This is a genomic window from Blautia wexlerae, from assembly GCF_013300825.1.
Classification (GTDB): Bacteria; Bacillota; Clostridia; order Lachnospirales; family Lachnospiraceae; genus Blautia_A; species Blautia_A wexlerae_B.
The window spans coordinates 1-13,738 of record NZ_JAAIMY010000012.1; the positions used below are offsets into that span (position 1 = coordinate 1).

Annotated in this window: 11 protein-coding genes and 1 rRNA gene; 9 read left to right on the forward strand and 3 right to left on the reverse strand. The window is 39.6% G+C overall.

Annotated features, from left to right (window positions below):
- The 8 genes from G4417_RS07800 to G4417_RS07835 form a co-directional block, all read left to right on the forward strand.
- Positions 1 to 104 (forward strand): 23S ribosomal RNA (locus G4417_RS07800); the annotation flags it as partial.
- A gap of 360 nt (positions 105 to 464) precedes the next feature.
- On the forward strand, positions 465 to 1,772 hold the full coding sequence (gene ltrA, locus G4417_RS07805; RefSeq protein WP_173683227.1) for a group II intron reverse transcriptase/maturase: 1,308 nt from the start codon (positions 465 to 467) through the stop codon (positions 1,770 to 1,772).
- 232 nt (positions 1,773 to 2,004) lie between these two features.
- A complete protein-coding gene (locus G4417_RS07810; protein ID WP_173683228.1) occupies positions 2,005 to 3,471 on the forward strand; it encodes a GH39 family glycosyl hydrolase in 1,467 nt (488 codons plus the stop codon).
- 20 nt (positions 3,472 to 3,491) lie between these two features.
- Positions 3,492 to 5,255 carry a cache domain-containing sensor histidine kinase gene (locus G4417_RS07815; protein ID WP_173683229.1) on the forward strand — a complete coding sequence of 588 codons (1,764 nt, stop codon included), beginning with the start codon at positions 3,492 to 3,494 and terminating at the stop codon, positions 5,253 to 5,255.
- Between the two features lie 20 nt (positions 5,256 to 5,275).
- On the forward strand, positions 5,276 to 6,835 hold the full coding sequence (locus G4417_RS07820) for a response regulator transcription factor (protein ID WP_173683230.1): 1,560 nt from the start codon (positions 5,276 to 5,278) through the stop codon (positions 6,833 to 6,835).
- A gap of 89 nt (positions 6,836 to 6,924) precedes the next feature.
- Positions 6,925 to 8,208: an ABC transporter substrate-binding protein gene (locus G4417_RS07825; protein WP_243268904.1), complete on the forward strand. Its 1,284-nt coding sequence runs from the start codon at positions 6,925 to 6,927 to the stop codon at positions 8,206 to 8,208.
- Positions 8,209 to 8,212: 4 nt separating this feature from the next.
- On the forward strand, positions 8,213 to 9,100 hold the full coding sequence (locus G4417_RS07830; RefSeq protein ID WP_161286395.1) for a carbohydrate ABC transporter permease: 888 nt from the start codon (positions 8,213 to 8,215) through the stop codon (positions 9,098 to 9,100).
- Positions 9,101 to 9,112: 12 nt separating this feature from the next.
- Complete coding sequence (locus tag G4417_RS07835; RefSeq protein WP_243268903.1) at positions 9,113 to 9,952, forward strand: carbohydrate ABC transporter permease; 840 nt, start codon at positions 9,113 to 9,115, stop codon at positions 9,950 to 9,952.
- A 59-nt stretch (positions 9,953 to 10,011) separates the two neighbouring features.
- On the opposite strand, the gene G4417_RS07840 is transcribed toward G4417_RS07835, so the two are convergent.
- Positions 10,012 to 11,493 (reverse strand): IS1182 family transposase, encoded by a 1,482-nt coding sequence (locus tag G4417_RS07840; RefSeq protein WP_173683232.1) that lies wholly within the window; start codon positions 11,491 to 11,493, stop codon positions 10,012 to 10,014.
- Between the two features lie 398 nt (positions 11,494 to 11,891).
- Here G4417_RS07840 and G4417_RS07845 point away from each other — a divergent pair, with 398 nt between their 5' ends.
- Positions 11,892 to 12,215, forward strand: coding sequence for a hypothetical protein (locus G4417_RS07845; RefSeq protein WP_025580833.1), 324 nt, complete (start codon positions 11,892 to 11,894; stop codon positions 12,213 to 12,215).
- A gap of 82 nt (positions 12,216 to 12,297) precedes the next feature.
- Here G4417_RS07845 and G4417_RS07850 read toward each other — a convergent pair whose 3' ends face one another.
- Both G4417_RS07850 and G4417_RS07855 read right to left on the reverse strand, forming a co-directional pair.
- Positions 12,298 to 12,672 (reverse strand): BlaI/MecI/CopY family transcriptional regulator, encoded by a 375-nt coding sequence (locus G4417_RS07850; RefSeq protein WP_008707184.1) that lies wholly within the window; start codon positions 12,670 to 12,672, stop codon positions 12,298 to 12,300.
- Between the two features lie 416 nt (positions 12,673 to 13,088).
- Entirely contained in the window at positions 13,089 to 13,730 is a 642-nt protein-coding gene (locus tag G4417_RS07855) for a GNAT family N-acetyltransferase (RefSeq protein ID WP_173683233.1), read from the reverse strand.
- Positions 13,731 to 13,738: the final 8 nt, after the last annotated feature.

Consider the following 13,738-nt stretch of genomic DNA (forward strand, 5'->3'; position numbering starts at 1 on the left):
GAAAGAAGTAAACCCCCTTGAAGACGACGAGGTAGATAGGGCAGAGGTGGAAGTGTGGCAACACATGGAGCTGACTGTTACTAATCGGGTGAGGGCTTGACCAAGAATCGCAGGAAGAATGAATCTCAAGGAAATGTCAACATGTATGTAGTTTTGAAGATACAGTGAAAACCAGCTAGGTGATAGCTGGTTTTTTTGTGCCTTGTGCGCCTAGCGGCGCACGTTTCTAACGGGTTAAAGTCCCGAATCCACCCGGTAGTGGGAAGGATATAGCCGAAGGCAAGGGTGTCCACCGTGAGGCGGAATCTGAAGGAAGCTGGATGTGAGGAACATACTAACTCATGGGCAAATCTCTGGTTTGACGAACAGAAATCTCATATGAGGTTATGCATGGGGGTAAGGTTGCACGCCAAATCGAAGCCCAATAACTACACGGAATCATGCATGATAAATGAGGCAGATGGATGGAATGGAAAGAAAGGGACAGTGTACAGCCGAGACTTTTGGAAGCGATACTGTATAAAGACAACTTTAACAGAGCGTATAAGAGAGTTAAGGCAAACAAGGGAGCGCCGGGAATTTATGGCATGACCATTGAGGAGGCTCTTCCATATCTAAAGGAATATCAACAAGAGTTAACCGACCGCATTTATCGTGGAAAGTATACTCCTTCTCCAGTAAGACGAATTGAAATTCCCAAACCAGACGGTGGTGTGCGAAAGCTTGGCATACCAACAGTGGTAGACCGCACACTTCAACAGGCAATAACTCAACAGTTAGTGCCAATCTATGAACCGCTGTTTGCAGAGGGTAGCTATGGCTATCGTCCGAACAGAAGTGCAAAAGATGCAATACTTAAGGTTAAAGAGTATGCCGAGCAAGGCTATACATTTGCTGTAGTCCTTGACTTGTCAAAGTACTTCGATACTCTTAATCACGAAATTCTTATCAATCTTCTCCGAAAGAATGTAAAGGATGAACGTGTAGTGCAACTGATAAAGCGCTATCTGAAAAGCGGTGTAATGGAAAACGGAGTAGTCATTGACACAGAGGAAGGCTCACCACAAGGTGGAAATCTATCACCATTGCTGGCAAATGTCTACCTCAATGAGTTCGACCAGGAATTCCTGAAAAGAGGTGTTCCATGCATAAGATATGCAGATGACATTGTGCTTCTTGCAAAGAGCAAGCGAGCATCGGAGAGACTCTTGGAAAGCAGTACAAAATATCTTGAGGAGAGGCTGAAACTTACAGTCAACCGAGAAAAGAGCCGTACGGTCAGCGTGTTTGCAATCCAAAATTTTAAATTCCTTGGCTTTACATTGGGAAGGAACGGAAAAGGCATTTATGTCAGAGTTCATCCGAAGTCATGGAAGAAGTTCAAGTCTAGACTGAAAGAGTTATCTTCCCGTAAGCGATGTCAGTCAATCAAGCCAAGCCTTGAGAAAATCAAGGTGTATGCGAGGGGATGGCTTAACTACAACGGAATTGCAAGTATGAAGAACAACATAGATGACATCAATGGATGGCTCTATCACAGAATACGTATGTGTATATGGAAACAGTGGAAGAAACCGAGGACGAAATATAAGAATCTAGTCAAACTGGGAATTCCAGAACACTATGCGGCAACAATAGCAAACAGTCGCAGAAAGTATTGGTATATCAGTAATAACAAAGCTGTGATTTGGGCGCTGAATAAAGAAAGACTGATAAACAGTGGCTTTTACGATTTAGCCACAGCCTATCAGTCTGTGCACGTCAACTATTGAAATCGCCGTGTACCGAACGGTACGCACGGTGGTGTGAGAGGACGGCGGTTAGTCACCGCCTCCTACTCGATTTTTGGGTTGGCTACAAGTATTGACTGAGTGATCATAGGGAGATAGATGGTTAATTTTTTTACAGAATAGGTTGGGATTTTGACTTTGCAGTCAGGGTGTATTGCATGGGGAGAAAATGCATGTTTATAATAAAAATAAAATGCATTTTCAGGAGGCAAAAATGGAGAATTTAAAGTTTTATGTAGATCAGAATGCGCCAAAAACCAGATTTGATCATTATTGGGAAAAATGTGTAGGATCATGCCATGCGTATACTGCATTGCGTGAAGATTACAGAATGATGCTGAGAAAAGCAAAGAAGGATCTGGGATTTCAGTATGTACGTTTTCATGGAATCTTCAATGATCAGATGAGTGTGGTCAGGGAGGTAGAACCAGGAAAGTACGAATATAATTTTGTCAATATTGATAACATCCTTGATTTTTTATTAAGCATTGATATGAAACCGTTTTTGGAACTGAGTTTTATGCCGACGCCATTTGCATCAGGAGATCAGACTTGTTTCTATTATAAAGGAAATGTCACCATGCCGAAGAGTTTCGAATTATGGGATGGATTAATTGTTGAGCTGCTTAAGCACCTGGAAAGCAGATATGGAATAGAAGAAATGGAAAAATGGTTTTTTGAGGTGTGGAATGAGCCGGATCTGGATTTCTTTTTCGCAGGAAGCCAGGAAGATTATTTTCTATTATATGAGCATACAGCCAGGGCAGTAAAAAGTGCAGGGAAAAATCTGAAAGTAGGCGGACCGGCCACTGCCAACAATGAATGGATTCCGGATCTGATCAGCTACTGTGAGAAAAATTCAGTACCACTTGATTTCATTTCTACACATCATTATCCTTCAGATGACCCGAACTGGAATGCGGACATGCATCTGGACAATTTCTTCGGAGAAGAAGTCAGCTTAAACAGCGAAGAAATAGACCGCAGGGGTCTGTTGACCAAGATGGTACGTATTGCAAAGCATGAAGCTGGAAATCTTCCATTATATTATACAGAATGGAACACTTCAGCCAATGAAGGTGATGAATTCCATGATACACCTTACAGCTCTGCACTGGTGACCAAAACTCTCATTGACAATTATGGATATGTAGAAGCATATTCTTTCTGGACATTTTCTGATATTTTTGAAGAGCATGGACAGGTTCCGGGAGAATTCAGAGGAGGATTCGGACTGCAGACCATTCATGGTATTCCGAAGCCTGTATATCGCGCTTTTGAATTGATGCATGAATTGGGAGAAGAGAGGCTTCCGAAAGTGGAAGAACAGGGACATGTGGGTATCTGCCCGGTTATGGATGAAGAAGGCAGACTTGCAATTCTGGCTTATAATCAGGAGATGATCGGCAAACCGATATCACAGGAAAAAGTAGAGATTCATATTAAAAATGCATCAGGAACAAAAGCAGTGATCCAGAGAATCGATGACACTCACGCAAATGCGAAAAAACAATGGGAGGAAATGGGATGCCCAACTTATCCGCTTCCGGTTGAGGTGCAAAAATTAAAAGAAGATTCCGAGTTGAAAACAGAAGAATTACCTGTTAAGGTAGAGGGAGAAGAAGTGGTGCTGGAGTTTGAGCTTCCGGTATATGGAGTTGCATTGATAAAATTGATGTAAAAAGAAAAAGAGGTGGATGCATGAAGGGTTTGAAAAAGATGAAAATAAAGACAAAAATATGGGGATTGTTTCTTGCCTGTATTTTATTGTCATCTGTCATTTCCATAGTAACAGTGGTATACAGCAATCAGAAATCTAATCTGAAACATATCGGTGAAATGACAACGCAGACTCTTCATGCCATCGACAGCAATCTGGAACTGATGATCGATCATGTGAATCAGGATACCTATGCGGTGTTCTGGAGTAAAATGTTTCAGGACACACTGGAAGAAGTATCCAAAGGAAATCTGACAGTCAAGACCAGAACAGAACTGCAGGACTGCCTTACGAATATCATGCTGGCAGGAGATTATATTTCCTCTATTGTATTTTATGATAATATAGGAAATTCTTTTATGTGCAACAGAGAAGAGGTTGTTTTGAAGAAAGACATTTCTGTAGAAGATGCCTACTGGTATGAAAAGGCTATAAAAGAAGATGGAGACTGGATTTTCGAAACAAATGGCGGAGGGGTCGTCAGCTATAAAAGCAAAAACAGAAACATTCTGTCTATGATCCGTGTAATTAAGAAAAAAACGGATTATTCCAAACTGGGAATTTTCATGGTAAATATCGATGAGAAAACCATCCGTGAGATTTTTGACTCTGTTGGCGGAAATCTGCATTCCAACTTTTATGTACTGATGAATGACACCCTGATCTTCGGACCGGAGAAAAAAGAAAACTATGATGTAAGCAAAAATATTATCGGATCTTTGAAAGAAAATGAAACGAAGATTGTACGCAACGGTAAAAATCCCATGGTATATAAAAAAATTACGTCTATGATAGACGGCTGGACTATAGCCATAGAGACTCCGCTGAGCAGCTTTTCCAGAAGCATCAGTTATTCCGATACGATCATCGTACTGCTTGTTAATATAGGAATGCTGATCTTGTGCTGGCTTTTCATTTCCCGTACAGTGAGCAGACCAATCCAGAAAATGGAAGAACAGATGATGTATTCGAAAGCTATTCCTGAGAATATGGAAGTGGATGAAGAGTGTGAGGATGAGATTACCAATCTGAAACGGACATATAATAATCTGCTGAATTCAATCAGGGAATTGCTGGAAAGAACCAAGGAAGAAGAGAAGATTATCCGGAAAAATGAACTGGATCTTATTCTGGAACAGATCAATCCGCATTTTCTTTATAATACTCTGGATGTGATCAGCGGACTTACTTTGATCGGGGACCAGGATAAAAGCTTCCAGATGACACAGGCATTGGGGAGATTTTACAGAAACAGTCTGAACAGAGGCAGCCAGATGATTCCTGTAAGAGAGGAACTGGATATCGTAAAAAGTTATATGACGATCATTAACATCAGATATGAAAATGAAATCAGTATTCGATACCAGGTGGATGAAAAGCTGATGGATACATTGATGTTGAAGCTGATCCTGCAGCCATTGGTAGAGAATGCAGTTCATCATGGCCTGCGTCAGAAAGAGGGAAAGGGAGAACTTCAGATTACTATGAGGATGGTGGACAACAGAATGATGGAAGTTTCGATAAAAGATAATGGCGTTGGAATTTCTGAAGAAAAAGTCAGACTGATATTGGAAGGTGAATATAAAAATTCAAAGTCAGGATTTGGAATTTACAGTGTGAAACAGAGAGTCGAATTATTTTATGGGGTTGAGGATGCAGTATCTATATCCAGTCAGCCGGGAAGAGGAACAGAAGTTTCAGTACGGTTTCCATATAAAGAAGAATATTATAATGTAAATGGGTAATACAAAGAAGAGGCATGATCATGGAGAAGGACATTATTAACATACTGATAGTAGATGACGAAAAATATGAAGGCATATTAATAGAAAAATGTGTTAACTGGGAATCGGAAGGGTTTCACATTATCGGCAATGTACAATGTGCAGAAGATGCTCTGAAACTTATGGAAAAACAGGTCCCTGATATTGTATATACAGATATTAATATGCCAAGAATAGATGGATTGGAATTAAGCAGACGGATTCGTGATACATATCCAGCAGTTCGCATTGTGATCGTCACCGGGTATCGGGAGTTTGAATATGCCAGAGAGGCTATCCATATAGGGGTGGAAGAATTTCTGCTAAAACCGATCCAGTCAGATGAACTTCTGGCGGCGGCAATGAAACTGCGGGAACAGATTCTGAAGAAACGGGAACAGCAGTCTAAAGATGTGGAAATTTATCCGGTCCTCTGTCAGGAACTGCTTCGAAGGATAGTTACCGGATACATTAAATCGGAAGAAGCTGTGGAAAAGCTTTCTGAATATCAGATCCAGCTGTGGAAAAATAATGGAGTCCGGGGAGTTTTGCTTATTATGAATCTGGAAGATCACGACATGCTGCTGAAACTCCTAGAAATTATGAATAAAACCATAGGTGAAAAAAAGTACGGATATTTTTTCCTGGAGAAAAACAAGATATTCTTTGTCATAGAAGAAACTCCGGAGATTAAAGATCTGCTTGGAACTGCATTTGAACAGATAACCGAACTGGGTAAAGACGGCATGGTAGCTGCATCAGTCAGCAGTTATTATGGAAAAATAGATGACAGCCCGAAAATTCTCTCAGAATGTGAAGAAGCCCTGGTAGATACTATGCGGGATGAGAGAAAAACTTTGATCTTCTATGAGGATTATATCGAATATATGCAGCAGATCAGTCATTCATATCCTGTAAATTTTGACAGATACAGGATTGCAGTAAAAAGTGGTGACCAGGAGGAGGCAGTTGCATTTATTGATCATTATCTGGAACAGTATATTTTCGACGGTCCGTTAATGATCTCACAGCTTCGCAACCTGGGAGTACTGATCTTCCACAATACCATTTCTGTATTGAAGGAAAGTAATAAACATTTTGATAATGAGGAACAGGTAAAAATTCTGGAGAATATTTCAGGTATTAATACGCTGCAGGAATTTTGCAGGACATTATATACTCTGATTGAAGGAACAATACAGACTGTTTCGCAGAACGTGGGAGGAAATACAGTTGCACAGAAGGCTCAGGAATATATTGAGCAGAATCTTGACAGAGAGAAACTGTCACTGAATCTGATCGCTTCGAATCTTTTTGTAAATTCCAGTTATCTCAGTCGTATTTTCAAACAGACAACAGGTGAGAGCATTACAAAATATATTATGAGAAAACGAGTGGAAAAAAGTATGGAACTTTTTGACAATACGGATCTGAAGGTGTATGAGGTAGCAGCGGCAGTTGGGATGCCGGATGCTCATTATTTCGGAACTTCCTTTAAAAAATATACGGGAAAAACAGTAAATGAATATAAAAGTAAAAATCGCACCCTTTCAGGTAAATAATCTGAATTGAGAAAACTCCTCCTGGATTTTATAATATCAGCATAACAATAAGTTACACAGACAGGGATCATAAAGGAGGAAAAAAGGAAATGAACAAATGGAAAAAGTTTACAGCTGCCTGCATGGGTGCGGCAATGGTTGGAACAACTGTATTTGGATCTTCGGCAGTTTTTGCAGATGATACAGTGACACTGGATGTATGGCATCAGTTTACTGATCCGGAAAGCGCACAGACATCGGCATTTGAAGCAGCAGTAAAAGAATATGAAAAAGAACATGACAATATTAAAATCAAACTTCATGGTCTGGATACAGAGTCCTATAAAACAAAAATCTCTACAGAGTTCGCAAGCAGTGCTTCCGGTGTAGATGTATTTTATTACTGGGCACCGGGAAAATTGAAATTGTTTACAGATGCCGATAAGGTATTACCGTTAAATGATTATGTAACAGATGACATTAAGAGCAAAATTAAAGAAGGTTCTACAAGCAACTTTGAACTGGATGGAAATTTATATGGTCTTCCTATCGACAGTTATATGATGTGTCTTTTCTGCAATAAAGATTTATTTGATGAAGCGGGAGTAGAAATTCCAAAGACATATGATGAACTGCTCACAGCAGGTGAAGCTCTTGAAAAACTGGACGGAGTAACACCACTGGCAGTTGGTGCAAAAGATGCATGGCTTGCAGGTGCACTGTATGAGTCACTTGCACTGAGAGAAGTAGGCGCTTCTGAAGTACAGTCCACACTTCTTGGAGAAAAAGAGTTTACAAATGATGGATTTAAGAAAGCAGCAGAAGATGTTGTAGAATTATATGATAAAGGAATCTTAGGAAAGAGTCCGCTGGAAGATGGTGAAGCAGAAGCAACAGCAGATTTCCTTAATGGAAAAGTTGCAATGCAGCTTGACGGAAGCTGGTTTGCTGGAACAATCGATAATGCAGAAGACAGTTCTGTAAAAAATGTAGAAGTAATTACATTCCCTGTAGTTTCAGATAAGCAGGATGCTACTGATTATGCAGGTGGAGCAGGTGCATCTTTCTTTGTAAACAAAAATACAGATACTCCGAAAGAATCTGCTGATTTTGCAATGTATATCTCTGAAAAAATGGGTGAACAGGCTCTGGAACTTGGTACAGGATTCCCATGCTGGAATACAGAAATCGACACAGATAAGGTTTCTCCTACATTTGTAAAATTAATGGATCTGTATGATGGAGTAAAAACAGGTGTACAGAACTGGGATGGCATTTTAGGTGCAAATGCGGCAGCTGTTCATCTGGAACAGGCTCAGTCTTTACTCTCAGGAAGTGCTGATGTAGACAGTTTCATGTCTGCACATCAGGAAGCAATCAGCGCGCAGGAATAAAACTATGAAAAAACTTTTAAGTAATAAATGGTATGTTACTGTTTTCGTTGCACCAGGTCTCATTTTATTTCTGGTAATGGCAGTTATCCCGTTATTCACTACCGGATATTATGGACTGTTCAATTATGATGGAATTGGACAAAAAGTTTTTATAGGGTTAAAGAATTACAAAGAACTGTTTACAACGGACCCATATTTCAAGCGAGCCGTTTTGAACTCCTTTATTCTGGCAGCAGGCTCTTTGTTTATTCAGATTCCGATTGCATTATTTCTGGCTATTGTTCTGGCAAATAGAGTTAAGGGCGAAGGTTTTTACAGAACAGTATTCTTTCTCCCTGTTGTAATCTCCAGTATGGTAATCGGACAGCTCTGGTGTAAGATCTTCAACAGCGAAGGCCTCTTAAATGCAATCCTGGGTGCATTGGGAATGGCAAATGATACAGCATGGCTGGTAAATCCAAAGACAGCTTATATGACAACCGTTATCCCTGCAATCTGGCAGAGTATTGGATATCATATGGTAATTCTTTATGCGGGAGTTAAAAATATTTCACCGGAATATTATGAAGCGGCAAAGCTGGATGGCGCTACAGGATTTAAGGCAGCAACAAAGATTACAATTCCACTGTTAATGCCGACGATAAAAGTCTGTGCTACCTTTGCACTTGTCGGCTCTCTGCGAGTATTTGACCTGGTATATGTTATGACCGGTGGCGGTCCTAACCATGTCAGTGAGGTTCCGGCAACATTGATGTATGATAATCTGTTTGTAAAATGTCGTTATGGTTATGGAAGTGCTCAGGCGTTCTTTATCGTATTTGAGTGTCTGCTGTTCAGTTTCCTGCTCAACCTCATTTTTAAGAAGTCAGAAGAAAATGCATCAATGATTTGAGAGGAGCAGCAGATGAAGATCAGTGCAATGAAAATAAAAAAGACATTAATATATCTGTTTCTGGCAGTATTTACCTTTATCCAGATATTTCCTTTTTACTGGCTGGTTACATTTTCCTTCAAAAGTAATACGGAAATATTTGATTCCAATAATTTGGTAGGTTTGCCGAAAGTATGGCATCTGGAAAACTTTTCTAAGGCTCTTATGGGAGGCGAAATTTTACGATACCTGTTAAACTCTGTTTTTTATGCAGCAGTGACAGTTGTTGTTTCAACACTTCTGGCATCAATGGTTGCTTATGCGATCAACAGAATGTACTGGAAAGCCAAAGGTATCGTAGCGGCAATTTTCAGCCTGGGAATCATGATTCCTGTACAGGCAACTTTGCTTCCGCTGTTCCAGGGACTGGATCGTCTGGGAATCAGAGGAGGATATCTGGGACTGATGCTTCCATATATTACATTTGCAATGCCAATGACGGTTATGATATTAGGTGGCTTTTTCAAAGCTCTGCCAAGAGAGATTGAAGAAGCAGCATGTATAGATGGATGTAATATTTTCAATATGTTTTTCAGAATTATCTTTCCTATGATAAGACCCGGAATTGCTACGTCCTGTATTTTTGCTTTTCTGAATACATGGAATGAACTTTTATTTGCAAATACATTTGTAGATGATGCCAAATATAAGACACTTCCTGTAGGAATTATGTCTTTCGTAGGAGAACATTCAACAAACTGGGGAATTATCGGAGCCGGTATGGTAATTGCCACATTGCCAACAGTATTGATATATTTATTACTGAGCAAACAGGTTCAGGAAAGCTTCACAGTTGGAGCTGTCAAAGGTTAAGTCAAGGGGAACTGCATACGCAGTTCCCCTCAGACTGTAGACAAACTTGGTGTTGGGGATTATGCCCAGCACCATTTTTCTTTTAAAACTTCTTTTCTTTTTATTTTCTTCAAAATCAACAAAAATCTGACTGTGTTCCAACCTCGTTTTTCCAGGATCTTTGCCAGTTTTTTCAAATTCATGCATGCAAAGGTAAGCCCGGCTTTCATTTCCATCCGTGCTTTTCCTACATACTGTGTATATCGAAATCCATGCTGTTCTTTCGCTGTACCGAAGATCCGCTCTATGGTTTCTTTTCTTAACTGGTAGATCTGTCTGTTTCCGATCGTGTGCCGAATGTCTTCTACCACTTCCATATATTCTTCCCATACATGACGTGTGATCAGTTTTACATGATCCTTACTTTCTGTGCATTTTGAAAGACATTGGCATTCAGCACAATGTTCACCGCAGCTTTTATACTCTTTATATCTACTTCTGTTTGTTGTACTGTATGTCAATATATGTGCTCCCGGACATATATAACAATCATAGTATTCATCATATGCGAATTCGTGTTTTCCGAAAAAGCCTTCTTTGGTCTTGGGACGGGTATACGGAAAAAGTGGTTGAATTCCATCTTCCAACAGCCGATGGGCGATTGCCGGAGTTTTATATCCTGCATCTGCAACTACCATCTGCGGATTCAGTTTAGATATCTTATCGTACAATGCTTTAAAAGTACGACTGTCATGCTCATTACCAGGATGTACTGTATATCCAAGGATCCAGCCATGTTTATCACAAGCAGTTTCTACTGCATATGCAAAAACGTGTTTATGTTCACCCTTTCGAAACCATCCATTTTCCGGATCGCTGATGCTGCATTTTTGTGTTTTCACATCTTCAGGAAGTTCTTCAGATATAGAATCCTTATCATTTCCGGTTCCACCGGATGCAGGTGGCTGGCTATCATCTTTTTTCTTTAATGGCTTTTTTCCATGTGCCAGACGATCTTTTTCAATCTCTTTATTTAATTCCTCTTCATACCAGAGAGCCTGTTCGTGTGCAACCCGCTTACGCATTTTTTTACTGTTTGCACAGGCTTTTACATGTGTTGCATCCACGAAGATCTGTTCTGTATTTACAAGCTTATATTTCATACAATCTTCCAGAATCTTTGAAAAGATCTGCTCAAAAAGGTCTGTATCTTTGAAACGGCGGGTATAATTCTTTCCAAATGTAGAGAAATGAGGTACTGGATCTAACATGTCTAGTCCGAGAAACCAGCGGTATGCAACGTTTACCTCGATCTCTTTCATGGTCTGACGCATGCTTTTTATCCCATAGGGATACTGAATGAATGGTATCTTTATCAGCATGACGGGATCCATACTGGGACGACCGTTATCCGGACAGTATTTTTCTTCAACCAGATCATAAATAAAGTTCCAATTGATTGCTTTATCAATCAATCGCAGCATATGGTTTTGAGGTACCATGTCATCCATGGAAAACATCATCATTTGTTCTCTTTTTTTATCTGTATTTTTCGTCATCATAAAAAACACCGCCCTTCTGATATTTATTATATCAGAAAAGCGGTTCCAACAATAGCAAAACCCTGCAAAAGCAGGGCTTTGTCTACAGTCTGAAACCAGCTAACAGTTAACTGGTTTTTTTGTGTAAAAATGAATATACGGGTATACTTACCATAAGTATCTGATAAAAATAAGGATAGCCATTCTTTGGATGAATAATCTGTAGAGTGGCTTTTATGCTGTATATATAAACATATAATAAAATTGCGGGAGCCGCAAAGTGCGGAGTAATTCGTGGGTATCAAGTTAGAGGAAAAATACCTTTTGATCCGAACATTATGTAATAGGAAGTAATATGGAAAAATCACAATAGAAAAAATATAACCTGAAAAAATCATTGGCAAGAGGAATCCAGCGGTGTGGCGATCAATCTGGAAATCCTGGATGCATCACAGAGTCAGCTGACGCAGAATGAACAGGTGAAAAACCTGATCGATAAAGGATGTGATGTGGTGTGTGTCAATCTGGTCGACCGTACAGATGAGGGGATTGAGGCTGTAAAGAATGAGGAAATGCTTGGAACGGTTTATAATGATAAAGAGGGGCAGGCGCGTGAAATGCTGAATCTTGCATTTGTAATCGCAACGGATGGAGATAAGAGTGATATTCCGTTGATCGACGGAAAATATGTGCGCACGCCATATCATAAGCTTACGTTGGAAAATATAGAAGAGTCTGAGTAATTTCTCTGATCCGGTATTTATAGTAATTCTGTAAATAAAAAAGGCTGTTGTTAATGACAGCCTTTTTATTAAGCATTTCTGATTAAAGTGTCTGGATATAAGATAATAATTCAGCTTTCTCAGCTGCGCTTAATTTATTTCCTGCTGTAAATGCAGCGATGAAATCTTTGATGGCTCCGTTGTAAGAATCCTTTACAATCTCCTGGGCATAATTTTCATAGAATTTCTTTGAGGTGACAGATGGAATATAGATAGCTCTTTTTCCGCTCTTGTCAATATTCAAAAAGCCCTTCTGTGCCAGACGGGAAAGAAATGTGTTTACTGTCTGTTTCTTCCATGCTTTCTTTTCTTCTTCATTAAAGTGAACCATGATCTCAGAAAAAGTTGCAGGTGTTTCTCTGGTCCATAAATATTGTAAAATATAAAATTCTGTTGCGCTCATTGCATTTCGTACCATTATATAAGTCCTCCTTATCAGTGTAGTGATGTGTACTTTGGGGGTTATCAAATTTTTTATTACCAGGTAAATACTTTTGTTTCTAATATTCTTTAAACTGATGTCAGGGGAAAGAAACAGTTCTCCTGATTTCTTATTAAGAATAGCAATTGTGGATGTTCAGCATTCCATTGAATGGGAAAATCCTGAACAGTTATCTGCAATCAAGAATAGTAGCAGAAAAGTACACATGGTACAATAAACAAACAGATGTGGAAAATATCCGCTATTTTATCCAACATCTGTATGCTATTTTAATATAAAAGTATAAATATTACTAGACATAGAAATAGACAAAAATGTAAGTGAAAAATAGGTTAAATTAGCGATTGTTGAGCACTTGAGTCAACAATTGCGGATATTTTTGCAGATACAGATCATACAGTAGCTTCCCGAATCATACAGTACTGTTTCAGTCCAAAGTGATGTTTTTCTACAATCCCGTAGGTTTTAAATCCAAAATGTTCATAAATAGGAACATTATTGGGATTATGGGTTTCCAGAGAAATCAGCATCTTGTGTTTTTGGGCATAATTTATCACTTCATCCATCAGAAGTTCTGCCAATCCATGATGCTGGTGTCCGGGGTCTACCGCAAGGTAGATCACATGGAGACGCTCTGTCTGGTGAAGCTGATCTGTCCAGCTTGAGTTCAGGTAATCTTTGCCCTGAATGAAATTCCAGAAGGTTTTCAGGCTTGGGTCTTCTTTGATCAGCCATCCGTCAGTGGTAAGTGCAGCTCTAGCCTCTGTGAGACAGTAGTGCAGAAAATTGTAAGGTTCGCTTTCGTCAGAAACAACCAGGATACTGTTCAGTTCGCTGCTGTCAGAATAAATCTCGCATGTCTGAAAGAACTCCGTCAGATCGCAGGAAAAAAGCTCCGGCAGCAGTCTTTCTCTGGTGTCATCATCAGGAATCAGGGTATGATACAGCGGATCCTGTGCGAAACAGACGGTTAACAGTTTCTGTAATCGTGGTAAATCTTCTTCCTGTACTCTGTACAAATTATCACTTTCCATGGTATGTA